The organism is Thalassospira tepidiphila MCCC 1A03514 (assembly GCF_001662875.1).
GTDB classification, from domain to species: Bacteria; Pseudomonadota; Alphaproteobacteria; order Rhodospirillales; family Thalassospiraceae; genus Thalassospira; species Thalassospira tepidiphila.
Genome location: NZ_JPVZ01000005.1, coordinates 198,461 through 216,755, shown reverse-complemented (window position 1 = coordinate 216,755; position 18,295 = coordinate 198,461). Strand labels below are relative to the sequence as shown.

Annotated in this window: 16 protein-coding genes; 10 read left to right on the top strand and 6 right to left on the bottom strand. The window is 54.6% G+C overall.

The genetic code is table 11. The features are described 5' to 3' along the window. Positions 1-37: 37 nt before the first annotated feature. Positions 38-1,525 carry an aldehyde dehydrogenase family protein gene (locus TH4_RS13125; RefSeq protein WP_064781449.1) on the bottom strand — a complete coding sequence of 496 codons (1,488 nt, stop codon included), beginning with the start codon at positions 1,523-1,525 and terminating at the stop codon, positions 38-40. A 250-nt stretch (positions 1,526-1,775) separates the two neighbouring features. Here TH4_RS13125 and TH4_RS13120 point away from each other — a divergent pair, with 250 nt between their 5' ends. Next, on the top strand, positions 1,776-2,948 hold the full coding sequence (locus TH4_RS13120) for a type III PLP-dependent enzyme (protein WP_063090104.1): 1,173 nt from the start codon (positions 1,776-1,778) through the stop codon (positions 2,946-2,948). Between the two features lie 158 nt (positions 2,949-3,106). Next, on the top strand, positions 3,107-4,624 hold the full coding sequence (locus tag TH4_RS13115; protein ID WP_064781527.1) for a malonate--CoA ligase: 1,518 nt from the start codon (positions 3,107-3,109) through the stop codon (positions 4,622-4,624). 109 nt (positions 4,625-4,733) lie between these two features. Here TH4_RS13115 and TH4_RS20485 read toward each other — a convergent pair whose 3' ends face one another. Further along, on the bottom strand, positions 4,734-4,892 hold the full coding sequence (locus TH4_RS20485; protein ID WP_082923501.1) for a DUF1127 domain-containing protein: 159 nt from the start codon (positions 4,890-4,892) through the stop codon (positions 4,734-4,736). Between the two features lie 479 nt (positions 4,893-5,371). Between TH4_RS20485 and TH4_RS13105 the strand changes: the two genes are divergently transcribed. Continuing rightward, positions 5,372-6,343: an HAD-IIA family hydrolase gene (locus TH4_RS13105; RefSeq protein ID WP_064781447.1), complete on the top strand. Its 972-nt coding sequence runs from the start codon at positions 5,372-5,374 to the stop codon at positions 6,341-6,343. Between the two features lie 75 nt (positions 6,344-6,418). Here the strand turns inward: TH4_RS13105 and hemB are convergent, their stop codons facing one another. The 4 genes from hemB to TH4_RS13085 form a co-directional block, all read right to left on the bottom strand. Next, positions 6,419-7,426: a porphobilinogen synthase gene (gene hemB, locus TH4_RS13100; protein WP_064781446.1), complete on the bottom strand. Its 1,008-nt coding sequence runs from the start codon at positions 7,424-7,426 to the stop codon at positions 6,419-6,421. Positions 7,427-7,482: 56 nt separating this feature from the next. After that, the gene (locus tag TH4_RS13095; RefSeq protein ID WP_064781445.1) at positions 7,483-8,676 is read right to left on the bottom strand and encodes an MFS transporter; all 1,194 of its coding nucleotides are present in this window, start codon (positions 8,674-8,676) and stop codon (positions 7,483-7,485) included. A 34-nt stretch (positions 8,677-8,710) separates the two neighbouring features. Continuing rightward, positions 8,711-9,472, bottom strand: coding sequence for a DeoR/GlpR family DNA-binding transcription regulator (locus TH4_RS13090; protein ID WP_064781444.1), 762 nt, complete (start codon positions 9,470-9,472; stop codon positions 8,711-8,713). A gap of 132 nt (positions 9,473-9,604) precedes the next feature. After that, positions 9,605-10,891, bottom strand: a complete 1,287-nt coding sequence (locus tag TH4_RS13085; RefSeq protein ID WP_064781443.1) for an O-acetylhomoserine aminocarboxypropyltransferase/cysteine synthase family protein — start codon at positions 10,889-10,891, stop codon at positions 9,605-9,607. Between the two features lie 227 nt (positions 10,892-11,118). Here TH4_RS13085 and TH4_RS13080 point away from each other — a divergent pair, with 227 nt between their 5' ends. The 7 genes from TH4_RS13080 (at position 11,119) to TH4_RS13050 (ending at position 18,289) form a co-directional block, all read left to right on the top strand. Next, positions 11,119-12,258 carry an acyl-CoA dehydrogenase family protein gene (locus TH4_RS13080; RefSeq protein ID WP_064781442.1) on the top strand — a complete coding sequence of 380 codons (1,140 nt, stop codon included), beginning with the start codon at positions 11,119-11,121 and terminating at the stop codon, positions 12,256-12,258. Positions 12,259-12,261: 3 nt separating this feature from the next. After that, positions 12,262-13,353 (top strand): enoyl-CoA hydratase/isomerase family protein, encoded by a 1,092-nt coding sequence (locus tag TH4_RS13075; protein ID WP_064781441.1) that lies wholly within the window; start codon positions 12,262-12,264, stop codon positions 13,351-13,353. Positions 13,354-13,436: 83 nt separating this feature from the next. Continuing rightward, positions 13,437-14,327 carry a 3-hydroxyisobutyrate dehydrogenase gene (gene mmsB / locus TH4_RS13070; protein ID WP_064781440.1) on the top strand — a complete coding sequence of 297 codons (891 nt, stop codon included), beginning with the start codon at positions 13,437-13,439 and terminating at the stop codon, positions 14,325-14,327. A gap of 123 nt (positions 14,328-14,450) precedes the next feature. Further along, entirely contained in the window at positions 14,451-14,642 is a 192-nt protein-coding gene (locus tag TH4_RS13065) for a DUF6898 family protein (RefSeq protein ID WP_008891119.1), read from the top strand. Between the two features lie 352 nt (positions 14,643-14,994). Then, positions 14,995-15,918 (top strand): ABC transporter permease subunit, encoded by a 924-nt coding sequence (locus TH4_RS13060; protein WP_008891118.1) that lies wholly within the window; start codon positions 14,995-14,997, stop codon positions 15,916-15,918. After that, entirely contained in the window at positions 15,918-17,438 is a 1,521-nt protein-coding gene (gene livM, locus TH4_RS13055) for a high-affinity branched-chain amino acid ABC transporter permease LivM (RefSeq protein WP_064781439.1), read from the top strand. Before TH4_RS13060 ends, livM begins: the two co-directional genes overlap by 1 nt. Next, positions 17,435-18,289, top strand: coding sequence for an ABC transporter ATP-binding protein (locus TH4_RS13050; protein WP_064781438.1), 855 nt, complete (start codon positions 17,435-17,437; stop codon positions 18,287-18,289). The genes livM and TH4_RS13050 overlap by 4 nt, the downstream gene beginning before the upstream one ends. Positions 18,290-18,295: the final 6 nt, after the last annotated feature.

The window sequence follows — 18,295 nt, the reverse complement described above, 5'->3', positions numbered from 1 at the left end:
GGTTTCTTGAAGTCAATCGTGTCAAGCGACAGACAGTTTATTCCATGTTCAGGATAATGGTCTTCTTGTAGGTGAAGTGTTCGAGCATGCTTTCAAGCGATGCTTCCTTGCCAAGACCGGAAAGCTTGATGCCGCCATAAGACAGGTTCGGCTGGACAACAAGGTTCTGATTGACCTGAACAAAACCGGCTTCGAGGCGCTTGGTGGCGACAAGAGCGGTTTTAAGGTCCGTCGTCCAGACGGTCGCCGCCAGGCCAAAGTCGCTGTCATTGGCAAGTTCAAGGGCCTCTTCAAAGGTTTTGAACTTGAACACGCAGGCAACAGGGCCAAAGATTTCCTCGCGGGCAATCCGCGCATTCGGATCGACATTGGTGAAGATCACCGGACGGACAAACAGGCCATCGGAAAGGGCGCTGTCAGTGGGAAGTGCGCTGAGTTCGTTTTTGGTCGCACCTTCTTTTTCACCGACTTCTATATAGCCACAAACCTTGTCGAACTGTTTGCGGTTGATGATCGTGCCGATGTCGGTTTCTTCATCCAGCGGATCACCCATTTTAAGGGTGTTGACCTTATCAATCAGGCGTTTGACGAATTCGTCATGCAGGCTTTCATGCACCAGCATGCGTGACGCCGCCGTGCAGCTTTGTCCCTGACGGGTGAAGCGCATGCCGCCAATCGCACCGGCAATCGCCTTATCAAGGTCGGCATCACCCATGACGATCATCGGGGATTTGCCACCCAGTTCAAGGGTAACCGGAATGAGTTTTTCGGCAGCAGCACGATACACCGTGCGGCCGGTTTCAACCGATCCGGTGAAGGAAACCTTTTTGACATCCTTGTGTTCGACCAGCGGGCCGCCACAAGACGGGCCAAAGCCCGACAGGATGTTAAAGACGCCAGCCGGGAGAACTTCCTGCATGATCTGACACACGCGCAGAACCGCAAGCGGGGTGTCTTCGGCGGATTTGACGACGACAGCGTTGCCGGCAACCAGTGCCGGGGCAACCTTGATCGCCATCAGCATCATCGGAACGTTCCACGGAATGATCGCACCGACAACGCCAACGGCCTCACGAGTGGTCAGGGTCATCATGTTCGGGTTGAACGGAACCGTTTCACCTTTCAGCTCGGACGCAAGTCCGCCGAAAAAGACGAACATATCGGCCAGAACCGATGCCTCAACCCGGCTTTCGGTGCGAAGGGCCTTGCCCGATTCAAGGGCGACCAGACGTCCCAATTCCTCTGCATGGGACATCAGGATACGACCGCATTCGGCCAACAGTTTGCCGCGTTCACGCGCCGGGCGTTCGGCCCAGTCCTTCTGGGCGGCCTTGGCGGCGGCGACTGCAATCGCGACATCGTCGGCGTCACCGTCGGCAGCCTGACCGATGACCTTGCCCGTGGCAGGATTAAGAACATCAAAGGTCTTGCCGTTTTTCGGGGCGACAAGTTTACCGTTGATCAGATGATAACCGGACAGCTCCTTGGCCAGAACGGATGGATCAAGGATCAGATCGATGGGCATTTCAGGCTCCCTGTGGGTTGGCGTGCATCTGCGGTAAACCGCGCGGGGCGCACGATATTGGTTATTTGGTATTGGTTTACCAAATTATCGACAGGGCGATGCAATATCAAGCGCAATTAGTACCCTAATCGGTGTGGTGCATATGCAAGTCGCATGACAGGCGACAAGAGGGCTGTTACCCTAACTCAAAGGCCAGCCCGGCGGCGGTACGTGTCTGGGCGCCTGATATTGGTAAACGATGGAGTATATTGTGCCACGTCATTTCGATACGACGTTCGATGTTGTTAAGGAACTCAAGCCTTCCTATCCGGTGTATTGCCTTAGACCCAATATTCTTCGAGAAACAGCGCAGCGCTTTGTCGAAATGTTCCCGGGAGACGTCCTGTATGCGGTGAAATGCAATCCGCATCCGGAGGTCATGCGATATCTTCACGAAGGCGGGGTGCGTCATTTTGACACGGCTTCGCCTGAGGAAATCTCGATCGTGCGGCGGCAATTCCCGGGGATGAAGGCCTATTTCATGCATCCGGTCAAAAGCCGCGATGCCATCCGCAATGCCTATCGGGTGTTCGGAATTGATCATTATGTGATTGATACCGCCGAAGAGCTTGAGAAAATCCGTGAGGAAACCGAGGGTGACACGAACCTGGTGATCCATGTGCGCCTTGCAACGCCGCCCGCCGGTGCGACCTATAACCTGTCAGCAAAGTTTGGTGCGCGTCCGATGGTGGCGGCCGAGCTTTTGAAGAAGGTCGATGAATACGGTTATCACGCAGGCTTGTGTTTCCATGTCGGGTCGCAATGCACGACACCGACCGGGTATCGGATCGCGGTCGAACTTATCCGTCAGGTCGTTGATTTTTCCGGTGTGAAGGTCAAGCATATCGACGTTGGTGGCGGTTTCCCCGGCCAGTATATGAACCAGCGCGGTGCCAGCCTTGAAGAGTTCATGGACGAGATCAAGGATTGTATCCGTTGGCTTGATATGCCCGATACGACCTATATGTGCGAACCGGGCAGGGCGCTGGTATCGAGCGGTATTTCCCTGATTACGCAGGTGCATCTGCGCAAGGAAGATACGCTATTCATCAATGACGGTGTTTACGGCAGCCTGTCGGAAACCGTGACCGGGCAATTGCGTTATCCGGTGCGTCCGCTGCGCATTGAAGGTGATTTCGATCCGGAAGAGACACTGGAATTCACCATCTATGGGCCGACCTGCGACAATATGGATGTCTTGCCAGCGACTGTGACTTTGCCTGCCGATATTCGTGAAGGCGACTGGATCGAGTTTGGTCACATCGGGGCATATAGCAATGCGTTGGCCACCCATTTCAACGGCTTCCACCCCGAGGTGCAGGTGACGGTTAGTGAAGCGTTCCCGTATATTGACGGGGAGTTCCCGTCGGTTGCGCTGGACTAGCGTCGCAAGGCCAACACAGTCTGATTGACAGACAAAATCGATCATTGCGGTAAAAAGGTACTTGTTTACCTATAATGGTTGGTTGCACTATGCTGCCCGCAGAAAAGACCGGCAGGGGAAACCTGCCGGTCAAAACGAATTCTCGGGGAAGCAGTACAGTGACCAACAGCCTTTTCATGCGCATCCGCGACCGGTTTCCGGCCGATCTGTCATCAGTTCTGATTGAGACGCCTGATGGCAAAACCTATAGCTATGGCGATGCGGACACAGCATCGGCACAGATTGCCGGTCTTCTGACGTCGCTTGGTGCGAAGAAAGGCGACAGGGTTGCCGTTCAGGTCGATAAATCCCCCGAAGCACTGTTTCTTTATCTTGGCTGCATCCGAGCGGGCCTTGTTTATTTGCCGCTGAATACCGCGTATCAGGCGGGCGAGCTTGCCTATTTCATGGGTAACGCATCTCCGGTGATTTTCGTCTGCCAACCCCATCGTGAAGATGAGGTCAAGGCCATCGCGGACGAGCAGGGCGTTGCGCATGTTCTGACACTGGGCATGAACGCCGAAGGCAGCCTGATGGATGGGGCGGCATCGCAACCCTCTGACTTTGCGCCGGTCGCGTGCAAAGACGATGAATTGGCGGCCATTCTTTATACGTCGGGCACAACGGGCAAACCCAAGGGCGCGATGATGACCCAGATGAACCTGTGGTCCAATGCATCAACGCTTGAAAAGCTTTGGGGTTTTAAGGGTGACGATACCCTGCTTCATGCCTTGCCGATCTTCCATACCCACGGGCTTTTCATTGCCTGTCATTGTGTGATGCTGTCGGGATCGAAGATGTTTTTCCTGCCGAAGTTTGATCGTGACCAGGTGATGGCGCTTTTGCCGCGCAGTACGGTGATGATGGGCGTTCCGACGTTTTATGTGCGTCTGTTGTCGGGCGACGATTTCACCAACGATGTCACCGCAAACATGCGTCTGTTTATTTCCGGATCCGCGCCGCTTCTGCCAGAGACCTTTACGGCCTTTAAGGAGCGGACAGGCAAGGCGCTTTTGGAGCGCTATGGCATGACGGAAATGGGCATGGCGACGTCCAATCCGCTGGATGGCGAACGCATCGTTCATACCGTTGGCCCGGCATTGCCAGATGTCGAAGTGCGCGTGTGTGATGAAGACGGCAATGTCCTGGGTACGGATGAGATTGGTGTGCTTGAAGCGCGCGGGCCGAACGTTTTTGCCGGTTACTGGCAGATGCCCGAAAAAACCGCCGAGGAATTCCGCAAAGACGGGTTCTTTATCACCGGTGATATCGCCAAGATCGATGCCAAGGGCTATGTCCATATTGTCGGGCGCGCCAAGGATCTGGTCATTTCCGGCGGGTTTAACGTTTATCCCAAGGAAATCGAAACCCTGATCGACAAGATGGAGGGCGTTGTTGAAAGTGCGGTGATCGGCGTTCAGCATCCCGATTTTGGAGAGGCGGTTGTGGCAGTGATCGTGCCGGAAGAAAAAGGCGGCTTAAGCGAAGAGGGCGTGATTGCGGCGATCAAGTCGGAGCTTGCCAACTTCAAGGTGCCCAAGCGTGTGTTCTTTGTCGATGAACTGCCGCGTAATGCGATGGGCAAGGTGCAGAAGAATGTCCTGCGTGAAGAGCACAAGGCCCTGTTTGCCAACTAAGACAAAGCAGGCAAAGCGGATCTTTTCGCGGCAATCCCAAAATCCGGACAAAGAAAAACCCCGACAGATACTCTGTCGGGGTCTTCCTCATGGACGCTACGGTCGTGGCTTAGCGACCGAAAGCAACACGGTGTGCTACATCGTCGATCATGTCGCGGTTCAGACCGATGTCTGCCAGTTCGCGCGTATCAAGCTTACGCAGCGCATTCTGGGTCTGGTACTGAACGCGCAGAGCGCGAAGGAAAGCAAAAATCTTGGTTACGATCATTTCATCACCTATTTCAAACCGGCCGATTATTCGGCGTCTGTTCAGTTAACCGGCATGTTCTCACCGAGATATTCCGCACAGGAATAGTTAGCTGGTTTGACGTGTCGGTTTGCATGGGATGTATCGAATGATCAACTGCTTGGTGGCGCATTCATCAGTCGATACGTCCTATTCATTTCGTGAGGGCAATCTAAGGGTGATTGCGGATATAATCCAATGCGTTTTTTGCATGTCTGCGGATTGAAAAGCGCAGAAATCCCTGAAATCTCTCGTTAACTGTTCTAAGCTGGATGGGTGACGCAGATTTGATACTTTTTATTGCTATGCGTATGGCGCATAGGTAATGAAGTTGCGTGATGTGTTCTGGTTGATTATCCGCGTTTGTGGTGTTGCGAATAATTTTGGGTGTAATTGGCGCGCTAATCGGTTTGAATACGCCGGAATTGTAATAACGTGCCGTTCGTGTGGGAGAAATGACGATGAGTGCCAATCGGTTGCAACTGGATTTTGCGCAGGCCCTGGATGCCTATTTGCGCTATGCACCGCGTCTGCCACAGGTCGCACCTGATGCCGTGCCCGCAGCAACCGATTATGTCGATAATCTTCTGGCGATTGCCGATCAGTTTGATCTGATCGTGTTTGATGCCTTTGGCGTGCTAAATAGCGGACAAAGCGCCATTCCCGGTGCGGTGAAGACGGTCGCGACCTTGCAGGAAATGGGCAAGAAAATTGCGGTTGTCACCAATGATGCCTCAAGCTCGGGCGAGGCCATTCTGGGCCGTCATCGCAAACGCGGCTTTGATTTCGACAATAACAGCCTGATCAGCAGCCAGCAGTTTGTCGCCCCGCTGATGGGCGAATATGCCGACATCTCCCATTGGGGGGCAATGGCGCCGACCGACTGGCCGTTTGACATTCTGCCCGGTTGGGTCGAGCCGCTTGGCAGTGATCCTGCGCTTTACGATGCGGTTGGCGGGTTCCTGTTGATTGACTCCGATAGTTGGACCGATACCCAGCAAGCCCTTCTGGAGCAGAGCCTTAAGGATAATCCGCGGCCGGTTCTGGTCGGTAATCCCGATATCTGTGCGCCGATGGGTGATTTCCTGTCGGTTGAGTCGGGGTATTTCGCGCATCTGGCGGGGGATGCATCCGGTGTCATGCCGCAATGCGTTGGCAAACCGTATCACCATGTGTTTGAGGAAGTCCTGAAACGCCATCCCGGTGTTGATCGCAGCCGTGTGTTGATGGTCGGCGATACGGTGCATACCGATGTGCTGGGTGGACTGGCGTCAGGCATCAAAACCCTTTTGGTCCATCAGGGCGGGTTCCTTGATGGACAGGATATTGAAGGCGTATTTGCCCGGTCCGGCCTGCGTCCGCATTTCTGCGCGCGGGCGATTGGCCATGGCATTGAAGATGATGCGGATGGCATTGCGGCAAAGTCCGCATGATTTGATGTTCGCATCCCAAAGCAAAAGGGCCTCGATTGAGGCCCTTTTTTATTGCTTGTCGTGGCAGCGGGGAGATCAGCCTTCCAGTGCCTCGGCGACTTCAATCGCGCTATATGTCAGAACACCCGATGCCCCGGCACGCTTGAAGCAGGACAAGGTTTCAATCGCACAGCCGATATAATCAAGCCAGCCATTCTGACCAGCCGCACGCATCATCGCGTATTCGCCAGATACTTGATAGGCAAAGACCGGCACGCCGAATTCCTGTTTGACGCGATAAAGCACATCAAGATAGGGCAGGCCCGGTTTGACGATGACCGAGTCTGCACCTTCATCAAGGTCATAGGCGACTTCGCGCATCGCCTCATCGCTGTTGGCGGGATCCAGCTGATAGGTTTTCTTGTCGGCCTTGCCAAGTGCACTGGCCGAACCAATCGCATCACGGAACGGACCATAGAAGGCTGATGCATATTTGGCCGAATAGGCCATGATCTGAACGTTTTTGAGGCTTGATTCTTCAAGGACCTTGCGGATCGCACCGATGCGGCCATCCATCATGTCCGATGGGGCAACCACATCACAGCCTGCCTGCGCCTGAACAAGGGCCTGACGGACAAGGGCCTCGGTCGTTTCGTCATTAAGGATCTGACCGTCGACAACAATGCCGTCCTGTCCGTCGGCGTTGAAGGGATCAAGTGCGACATCGGTGATGACACCCAGATTGGGGCAGGCATCCTTGATCGCCTTGACCGCGCGGCACACGACGTTGTCGGGGTTATAGGCTTCGCGGGCGTCCTTGGTTTTCAGGCTGGCATCGATATAGGGAAACAGGGCAAGGGCCGGTATGCCAAGCTTTTCGGCATGTTTGGCGGTTTCAACCAGAACATCAACCGACTGGCGTTCAACGCCGGGCATGGACGGGATCGGTGTGCGTTCATTTTTACCGTCAATGACAAAGACAGGCAGGATCAGATCATGGGAGGTCAACCGCGTTTCGGCGACCATGCGGCGCGACCAGTCGGTCATGCGGTTGCGGCGCTGCCGGGTGCTGGGGAAGGTGCCATAGGCGAATTTGTTGACCATGATCTGTTCTCTATACTGTGAGGCTGGGCAATTTATGGGACAGATTGCGCCGTTGATCAACCATTGGCCGCAATTTGCAACCGCCTGCGCATGGTTAACAGGTAAACCGGGATAATCATGGCAAGGAATGCCGATGTCAGGGCAAAGGCCGTGACCAGTCCGAGGGCTTCACCAATTGCACCGATCACCGGTGGCCCGGCCATGATGGCGGAATAGCCGGTTGCGGCAATGATTGAAACAACCGCACCACCACCTTTGCCCGTTGTCTGGGACGCCGCAGACAGCAACAGCGGCAGGATGACTGCAAGCCCCATGCCGGCAATTCCGCAGCCGATCCAAGCGATAACGATATTGGGTGACAAGGTCAAAACAAGGGTACCAAGGGATGCCAGTACCGAACTTGTCAGCAATACCGGCACGCGACCATACCGGGTGACCAGTGCATCACCAGACAAGCGGGTGGCGGCCATGGCAAAGGAATAGATGGCAAAGCCGACGGCGGCCAATGTCGGGCCGGATGACAGTTCGGAATTCATAAACACCGTTGCCCAGTCGGTCAGGACACCTTCCCCGAACTGACCGATGAAGGCACAGACCCCGAACGGCAACAGCATCAGGAACAGATTGCGATCCTTGGTCTTTGCTGTTGTGGTTTGGCTGGCATCCTTAGGGCCAGACAGATGTTCCGATGCTGCCTGATCCGACAAAAGCCCCGCTTGTGCGATGATGTGCGCGATCAGAAACAGCGAGAGAACGATTGGCAGATGGAATTCTTTGCCAATCGGCAGGGCGAACCAGGCGGCGGCAATCCCTGCGCCGACAAAACCGCCGAGACTCCAGAAACCATGTAACCCGGACATGATGCTGCGGCCCTTGACGCGTTCGACCTGCAGGCCACTGGCATTCATCGCGACATCCAGAAAGGCACCGGAAAAGCCAAGGGCAAACATCGCGATCGAAATGCTGAGATAGTCGGGCATGAAGGCAGGCACGCCAACGGCAATGAAATAAAATAGCCCCGAATAACGCACCACGCGTTCGCTGCCAAACCGGTCTGCCAGTCTTCCGGCGATCGGCATCACGGCAAGCACCCCGATGGCCGCCGCCAGCAATATGCCGCCAAGTTCGTCATGGCCAAGGCCAAGACGTTCCTGCACCAGCGGGATATGCGGCACCCAACTTGAAAAAGCGGCACCATGCAAAAAGAAGATGGCGCGCACCCGGTTATGGGCAGTGGCGTGGGTTTGCATTTAACGAGTTTCTCCGCAAGGCGAGGGAAGGCAATCAGGCCTGAATGACGTTCAAACCAAGACGGGTGTAATTGGCAAGATAGCCGTTTGACAGTTTGCGCCCGGTGACGAGATGGGAAATCGCATCAATGTCGCAGACCCGGTGTGGCAAGCTGGTTTCAAGTTTGTCGGCGGTGGTGATGGCAATGACCTCGGCCGATTGGGCGATCATGGCCGCCTTGGTGGCGCGTTCTTCGGTGCTGCTGGTCGAAAGCCCCGCCTCGGGGTGAAGCGCGCAGGTGCCAAGCAGTGCGATATCGGCATTAAAGTTTCTGAGTTGATCAAGGGTCGTCGGGCCGCACACCACCATATCTGTTTTGCGAAGCGTGCCGCCCAACATGATGACTTCGGCGTTCGGATGATTGGCAAGTTCGACCGCGATCATCGGATTGACGGTAATCACCGTGCCGCGAAAGGATGGTTTGAGGTTGCGTGCAACTTCACACACGGTGGTGCCGCTGTCGAAAAATGCCACGCAATCATCGGGGATCAGTTCACGTGCGGCCTTTTGGGCGATGGCAGTCCGTTCGGGTTGAAGTTCCTGCGCCCGTTCGACGTAGCTTTCCTGTGCCGAATTGGGCAGGACAGCACCCCCGTGAATGCGGCGCAAATAACCCTCGTCCTCCATCTGGCGCAGATCGCGGCGGATGGTATCAAGGGATGCGTGAAACAGGGCGGCCAGATCGTGGATATGAACCGTGCCCTGGCTGCGCAGAAGTTTGTGGATTTCTTCCTGACGGCTTGAAACGCTCGACATCTATATGCCTGTTTTGCATGTTGTGCATGTATTGCCGATATGGGTTAGCCCGGACATACAAAAGCGTCAATAGAAAAACCGGCCAGACGAGGATCTGACCGGTTTTGCGGAAAAGCAGTCTTTGGCGGTTTATTAGGCTTTATCAAGCGCCTGGGTCAAATCTGCCAGAATGTCGTCAATATGTTCGATGCCAATTGACAGGCGGACATAGCCATCAGTCACACCCGATGACAGGCGATCTTCCTCTGAGAGCTGGCTGTGAGTCGTGGTGGCCGGGTGAATGGCAAGGGATCGCGTGTCACCGATATTGGCCACGTGGTAGAACAGCTCCAGCGAGTTGATGAATTTTTCGCCGGCATCTTTGCCGCCGGCCAGCTCAAAGCCCATCAAAGAGCCCAGACCACCCTTAAGGTATTTGTCCGCGCGACGGCGGGCTTCGCCATCCTGTTTGCTGGGATGGATGACCTTGGTGACTTTCGGGTGGGATGCCAGGAAGTCGGCAACCTTGAGCGCGTTTTCGCAATGGCGTTCCATACGCAGCGGCAAGGTTTCCATGCCCTGAATGGTCTGGAAGGAATTGAACGGGGAGGCTGCCGCACCGACATCACGCAGCAGCGTGCAGCGCAGTTTGATCGCGTAAGCCACCGGGCCGATTGGTTTGACGGCCTCGGTCCAGACGGCCCCATGATAGCTGGGATCCGGTTCATTGAGAAGCGGGAAGCGCTTGGCGTGCTTTTCCCAATCAAACTTACCCGAATCAACCACGATGCCGCCAACCGAGGTGCCATGACCGGCAATGAATTTGGTGGTCGAGTACATCACGATGCTGGCACCGTGGTCGATCGGTTTGCAGATCACCGGAGCGGCGGTATTATCAACGATCAACGGAATGCCCAGATCATCACCGATATCGGCAACTTCGCGGATCGGGAAGACCTGCAGTTTCGGGTTGGGCAGGGTTTCGGCATAGAATGCACGCGTTTTGTCATCGGCAAGGCGACGGAAGTTTTCCGGATCGGCCGGATCGGCAAAGCGGACTTCGATGCCCATCTGTTTGAAGGTGTTGGCAAACAGGTTCCAGGTGCCACCATAAAGATCGGTGGAACTGACGATGTTGTCACCCGCCTGTGCGATGTTCAGCACCGCAAAGGTCGATGCCGCCTGGCCCGATGCCAGAGCAACCGCCGCAGCGCCGCCATCAAGGGCCGCCACGCGCTGTTCAAGTACATCATTGGTCGGGTTCATCAGGCGGGTATAGATGTTGCCCAGTTCCTTAAGCGCAAAAAGGTCTGCGGCATGCTGGGTGTCGCGGAACTGATAACTGGTGGTTTGATAGAGCGGGACGGCGACAGAACCGGTTGTCGGTTCGGCGCGATAGCCTGCATGAAGGACAATTGTTTCCGGCTTGGTCGAAGACATGATGACTGTTTCCCTGATTTATTGTGATTCCTGAGGCGAGGAGGGTATGCGCAGCAGCCCTGTATTCGCAAGGAAGATTTGGCGAAATGCCAGAGCAACATGCACGCCATAGGCGTTCAGGACGAGAATTGTGATAATTCGGTACGATTATACCGAATGAATTGACAAGCAGCAGATTTCACGTTTACGTAAAGGGAAAATAGAAAATCAAAAGAGGCGGCGATCCAATGGAATTCAACCTGTCTGAAGATCAGCAGGCATTTGCCCAAGCTGCGCGTGATTTCGCGCAGAATGAAATGGCGCCATATGCGGGCGACTGGGATGCCAATCACACATTTCCCGAAGAAACCCTGCGCAAGGCAGCCGAACTTGGTTTTGCCGCGATCTATACCGGCGAAGAACATGGTGGCACAGGGCTTGGACGCCTTGATGCTGCGGTCATTTTCGAAGAGCTTGCGGCAGCGTGCCCGTCAACGGCGGCTTATATTTCGATCCATAATATGGCCTGCTGGATGATTGATACGTTTGGCGATGATGCGCAACGTGCGAATTATCTGCCGAAGCTCGTCACCATGGACCATTTCGCAAGTTATTGCCTGACCGAGCCGGGGGCAGGATCGGATGCCGGGTCGCTTCGCACCCGGGCCGAGCGCGATGGCGATCATTATATCCTGAATGGCGAGAAGGCATTTATTTCCGGCGGGTCGCGCAGCGATATCTATGTCGTCATGGCGCGCACAGGCGATGACAGCCCGAAAGGCATTTCGACCTTTATCGTGCCAAAGGATGCCGAGGGGCTATCCTTTGGCAAGCTTGAAGAAAAAATGGGCTGGAACAGTCAGCCGACCGCCGCCGTTATCTTTAGTAATTGCAAGGTGCCGGTTGAAAACCGTCTGGGCGAAGAGGGCGAAGGGTTTAAGTTCGCCATGAAGGGCCTTGATGGTGGGCGGTTAAATATCGCGGCCTGTTCGATCGGTGGTGCGCGTGCGGCAATGGAACATGCCCGCGAACACATGAAAGTCCGCAAGCAGTTTGGCAAAAGCCTTGATCAGTTTCAGGCATTGCAGTTCAAATTTGCTGATATGGTGACCGAACTCGAAGCCGCCCGGCTGATGCTGCATAAAGGGGCATGGAAGCTGGATCACAAGACCGATGATGCCACGCAGTTCTGTGCCATGGCCAAACGGTTTGCCACAGATGTCGGCTTTAACGTCTGTAACGAAGCACTGCAGCTTCATGGGGGATATGGTTATATTCGCGAATACCCCATCGAGCGGCTTTTGCGTGACTTGCGCGTGCACCAGATCCTTGAAGGTACCAATGAAATCATGCGCCTGATCATCGCGCGTGCAGCCCTGAAAGACTAGGTTATGAGCACAGTTTCAAATTCGCCGACTGAGACCGCAGACGCACCGGTTCTGTTTTCCCAAGATGGTCCGGTTGGCCGTATCCTGTTGAACCGTCCCAAGGCGCTAAACGCGCTTGATCTGGTGATGGTCGATATGATGATGGCGCAACTGAAATCCTGGGAACAGGATCCATCGGTGAAGGTCGTCATTATTGAAGGGATGGGGGAGAAGGCATTCTGCGCCGGTGGTGATATCCGCGGCCTTTATGATGCCCGCAAGGTTGATGACGAAGAGATGCTTGATGCGTTCTATCGTCGGGAATATCACCTGAACCACTATATTGCGACCTATCCAAAGCCCTATATCGCACTGATGGATGGGATCACCATGGGCGGTGGTGTCGGGGTTTCAATCCATGGCCGGTTCCGGGTCGTGACCGAACGCACGCTGTTTGCCATGCCTGAAACCGGCATTGGATTTTTCCCGGATGTGGGCGGCGGCTATTTCCTGCCGCGGTGTCCTGGCAAAATCGGGATGTATCTTGGTTTGACCGGGGCGCGGATCAAGGCCGCAGATTGCCTTTATGCCGGACTTGCAACCCATGGGGCGGAAAGTGCGAAACTGGATGCCGTCAAGAATGCACTGGCAAGTGCGGCATGGGACGGTGATGGCTTTGCCATTGCCGAGGATATCCTCAATAAGCACGAAACGCCGTTCGGTTCAGCACCACTTTCAGAAATTCGTAGCGAGATCGATCATTGCTTTTCTGGCAACAGTGTCGCGGCGATCTTTGAAGCCTTGCGGAATGCGGCCAGTGCATTTGGCACGGAGACCCTTGAGACGTTGCTGGGCAAATCGCCGACATCCCTGTGCGTCAGTTTCGAGCAAATCCGTCAGGGTGGCGACATGTCGCTGGCAGAGGTCCTGAACATGGAATATCGCCTGTCACAGCGCATGGTGTGCAAGCCGGACCTGTTTGAAGGTGTGCGGGCGGTGATTGTCGATAAGGATCATGCGCCGAAATGGCAGCATGGCGATATCGGTCAGGTCGATCCACGCGAAGTGGCGGAATATTTCGAAAAACTGCCAAAAGACAAAGAACTTAATCTTTAGACTATTGGGCAGGGAACATCACCCTGCCAGATCAACATAAATCAGAACAAAACACCCAGATAGGGTGTCAGAGGAGACTTCAAATGGCGAATATCGGTTTTATCGGTCTGGGCAATATGGGCGGCCCGATGGCGTCCAACCTTGTGAAGGCCGGGCATGCGGTCAAGGTCTTTGATCTGTCGGCGGATGCGGTGGCAAAGGCCGTGGAGGCCGGTGCCTCAAAGGCGGCATCGGTCGGCGCAGCGGCCAGTGATGTCGAATTTGTTGTCACTGTTCTGCCCGCGGGCAAGCACGTGCTGGGCGTTTATGATGGACCGGACGGTGTCATTGCACATGCCAAGCCGGGCACGGTTCTGATCGACAGTTCGACAATTGATGTGGACTCGGCCCGCAAGGCAGCCGAGCTGGCCCGTGCGGCAGGTCTTGGTGTTGTTGATGCCCCGATCTCTGGCGGGACGGCCGGTGCGGCGGCAGGGACGCTGACATTCATGGTTGGTGGATCTGAGGCGGACTTTGCCAGTGCACAGCCTATTTTGGCGGGCATGGGCAGCAATATCATCCATGCCGGTGACAGCGGAGCCGGGCAGGCGGCAAAGATCTGCAACAACATGGTGCTTGGTGTCAGCATGATCGCGGTTTCCGAGGCCTTCATGCTGGCAAAGCGCCTTGGCCTGGATGCCCAGAAACTGTTTGAGGTGTCTTCAAAGGCATCAGGTCAGTGCTGGGCTTTGACAAGTTATTGCCCGGTCCCAGGGCCGGTTCCGACATCCCCGGCCAACCGCGATTATCAGCCGGGCTTTGCGGTGGATATGATGCTGAAAGATTTGAAGCTGGCCCAGCAGGCATCAGCGGCATCTGGTGCAACAACCCCGATGGGTGCATTGGCCGAAAGCCTGTATGCGCTTTATTCCAATGGCGGCAACGGTGGTATGGACTTTTCAGCCATCGTTAAAATGCTTGATGGCGAGAAATAGAAGTACCCAGAAGCGGTACCAAACGAGCGGGTCCGGATTTCCGGGCCCGTTTTGTTATATGTTGCGTTGTCTGAAAATGGGAGCACAATAGACAAGTCCATTTTTGATAACAGCAGTGCATCAATGACCTCACGCTATAACACCTCGAACGAGATTTATTTTGAGCTTCGGCAAGTCGGCACCTATCTGCGGTGTACGGCCATTGACGGCAAAACAGGCGTGGAAGTGACTGTTGCCGGACCTGTCAGCCGGAATCCGGAACAACTGAAGCGCGTTGCTGCACAAAAACTTGAATACGTTCTCAAAAAGGGATAATTTATACAATATAAAGCGTGGGTGACTTTCGAAGTCAGTGTTTTATGCCAATTTCAAATCCTGTTTTGGTGATTTTCACTAAAATGTCAAAGCGGCTTGCAGGGTTTGAAATCGTGTGTCTAATGTCCTCGCTCTAATCGCGCTCTTTATGTAATGGTCGCAAAAAGAATGACCGGCATAGAGGGTTAAAACCGGGGGTTACCCGATAACAATAAGACGGAGGCTTTGCGGGTTTGCCAGGGGGCTATGGGGAGACAGTGTCTCATCCAATCATTACATCTGTGTGTGAATTGATACCTTCTGCTGATCTGGCGAAGTCCTTGTATGTCTGTGCCAAATCTAAGGTTGTGCAATGGATTGGGCTTATTTCCTACAACAATTGATCAATGGTCTGACGCTGGGGGCCATTTATGGTCTGATCGCCATCGGTTACACGATGGTTTATGGCATTATTGGCATGATCAACTTTGCGCACGGTGAGATCTATATGATCGGTGCGTTCCATTCCCTGATTACCTTCCTGATCTGTCAGGCTGCCGGTATCAGCGGAATTCTACCTCTTACCCTTCTTTTGATGCTGTTCGTTTCAATGGTTCTGACCTCTGTCTATGGTTGGGGCGTGGAACGGGTTGCATATCGGCCGCTGCGCGGCTCATTCCGTCTGGCAGCTTTGATTTCTGCCATCGGTATGTCCATTTTCCTGCAGAACTTCGTTCAGATTTCGCAGGGTGCGCGCGTGAAACCGATGCAGCCGCTTGTTGAGGGCGGCATTACCCTGATGGAAAGCGCGAATTTCGACGTTCAGCTCAGCTATATGCAGATCGTGATTATCGTTCTGACATTCGTGCTGATGGTTGTCTTCTCGCTGCTGATTGCCAAAACGTCCCTGGGCCGCGCACAGCGTGCCTGTGAGCAGGACCGTACGATGGCAGGCCTTCTGGGTGTTAACGTTGACCGCACCATCTCGACCACGTTTGTCATGGGTGCTGCCCTGGCATCGGTCGCGGGGATGATGGTGACGTTGTATTACGGCGTGATCGACTTCTATATCGGCTTCCTTGCCGGTGTTAAGGCCTTCACCGCGGCCGTTCTTGGCGGTATCGGATCTTTGCCGGGCGCAATGCTTGGTGGTCTTCTGATCGGCCTGATCGAGGCTTTCTGGTCGGGTTATCTCACGATTGAATACAAGGATGTCGCAACGTTTGGCATTCTGGTTCTTGTGCTGATCTTCCGTCCGTGGGGTCTGCTCGGCAAGCCGGAGGTGGAGAAAGTCTGATGTCTGCTGCATTTGCTTCTTCTCGTACCAATGGCTCGGAAGTGGTCAAGGAACTTGCGTTCTTTGCCGTGATCGCGCTGTTGATGTCCGTCATGCTCCTTGGTGTCGAGACGGTTGACCGTCCGACCGGTCTGGAACTGGCCGTGCGTTGGGACCTTGTCCTGCTTGCAATCGGGGCGACTGTGATCGGTCGTCTTGGTCTGATTTTCCGCCGCGAGAACATTTCACGTCTCGGCCAGGCCGTTCTGATTACGCTTTCTGCCGTTGCCGTTTTTGAAATGTTCGTACGTTTCCGCGAACTTGATGACCGCTGGGTTTCGCCGGTCTTCCTCGACATGGTGTTTTCAAGTGTCGTCAGCACCATCATTGGTATCGCGTTTGTGGCGATCATTTTTGCCACGGCCTATTTCACGATGAAAGACAAGACCGCGGCTGATGTCGATGAAAGCGCCAAACTGTCGTCCAAAATCCAGTTGGCGTATCGTTCGAACACCAAGAAAATCGGTCTGATCGGGATTATCTTCTTTATCATTTTCCCGTTCATCTTTGGCGAAGACCGTTCCGCAATCGACCTTGCGACCCTTGTGATGATTTACATCATGCTGGGGTGGGGGTTGAATATCGTGGTTGGTCTGGCAGGTCTTCTTGACCTTGGATATGTCGCGTTCTACGCGGTTGGCGCATATTCTTATGCGCTGCTGTCGCAGAATTTCGATCTGAGCTTCTGGCTTTGCCTGCCATTGGCGGGTATCTTTGCGGCAAGCTTCGGGATTATCCTTGGCTTCCCGGTTCTGCGTCTGCGCGGTGACTATCTTGCAATCGTGACCCTTGGTTTCGGTGAGATTATCCGCGTTGTTCTGATCAACTGGTATGACCTTACCGGTGGTCCGGACGGGATTTCATCGATTGAACGTCCTAGCTTCTTTGGTATGGCTGATTTTTCGCGGCGTGTTCCGGACGGGGCGATTGGCTTTAACGAGCTGTTCGGTATGGAATACTCGTCCATGCATCGCCTGATCTTCCTGTACTACCTGATCCTTGTGCTGGCGCTGGTGACGAACTTCGTGACCCTGCGTCTGCGCAAACTGCCGATCGGGCGTGCCTGGGAAGCGCTTCGCGAGGATGAAATTGCCTGCCGTTCGCTCGGCATCAACCCGACCAACACCAAGCTGTCGGCATTTGCCATCGGCGCGATGTTTGGTGGCTTTGCCGGTGCGTTCTTCGCAACCCGTCAGGGCTTTATCAGCCCGGAAAGCTTCACCTTCCTTGAATCGGCTGTGATTCTTGCGATCGTGGTTCTGGGCGGTATGGGCAGCCAGATCGGCGTCGTGTTGGCGGCAATTGTGATGATCGGTTTCCCGGAAATGTTCCGTGAACTGGCCGAATATCGCATGCTGATCTTCGGGGCAGGTATTGTTGCCATCATGCTCTGGCGTCCGCGCGGTCTGTTGTCCTTCCGTGATCCGACCATTCTGCTCAATATGAGCCAGAAAGAAAAAGTTGCCGGAGAAATCAAATGACCGACAACAAACTGATTGAAGTCGAACATCTGACCATGCGTTTCGGCGGACTGGTCGCGATTGATGATCTGTCTTTCAATGCCAACAAGCGTGAAATCACAGCCATCATCGGCCCGAACGGGGCAGGGAAAACCACTGTGTTTAACTGCCTGACCGGGTTCTACGTTCCGACCGAGGGTCGCCTGACCCTTCATGCCGACGATGGCCCGCGGTTGCTGGAACGGACCGAAGGGTTCCGCATTCCACGCAACAAAGGTGTTGCGCGCACGTTCCAGAACATCCGCCTGTTTACCGGGATGACGGTTCTGGAAAACCTGATCGTTGCCCAGCATAACCGGTTGATGGAGGCCTCTGCGTTCTCTCTTGCCGGTTTGTTCAACCTTGGCAAATATGCCAAGGCGGAAAAGGAAGCGGTCGAAAAGGCTGAGTTCTGGCTGGAGAAGGTTGGTCTGTATGCGCAGGCTGACTGGAATGCCGGTAACCTGCCATATGGTTCCCAGCGTCGCCTGGAAATCGCACGTGCCATGTGCACCGACCCGTCACTGCTTTGTCTGGACGAACCGGCTGCGGGCCTTAACCCGCGTGAGTCGGCGGAACTGAACGTTCTGTTGCAGAGCATCCGTGATGATCAGGGCGTTGGCTGCCTTCTGATCGAGCATGATATGAGCGTTGTCATGCAGATTTCCGACCATGTGATCGTTCTTGATTACGGTAAAAAGATTGCCGATGGCAATCCAGAAGCCGTCAAGAATGATCCGGCTGTTATCCGCGCCTATCTTGGCGAAGAAGAGGATGACGAGCTTCCGCCGGAAGTTGCTGCCGACCTTCATCTTGATCCGAAAGCGCAGTGAGGGAGT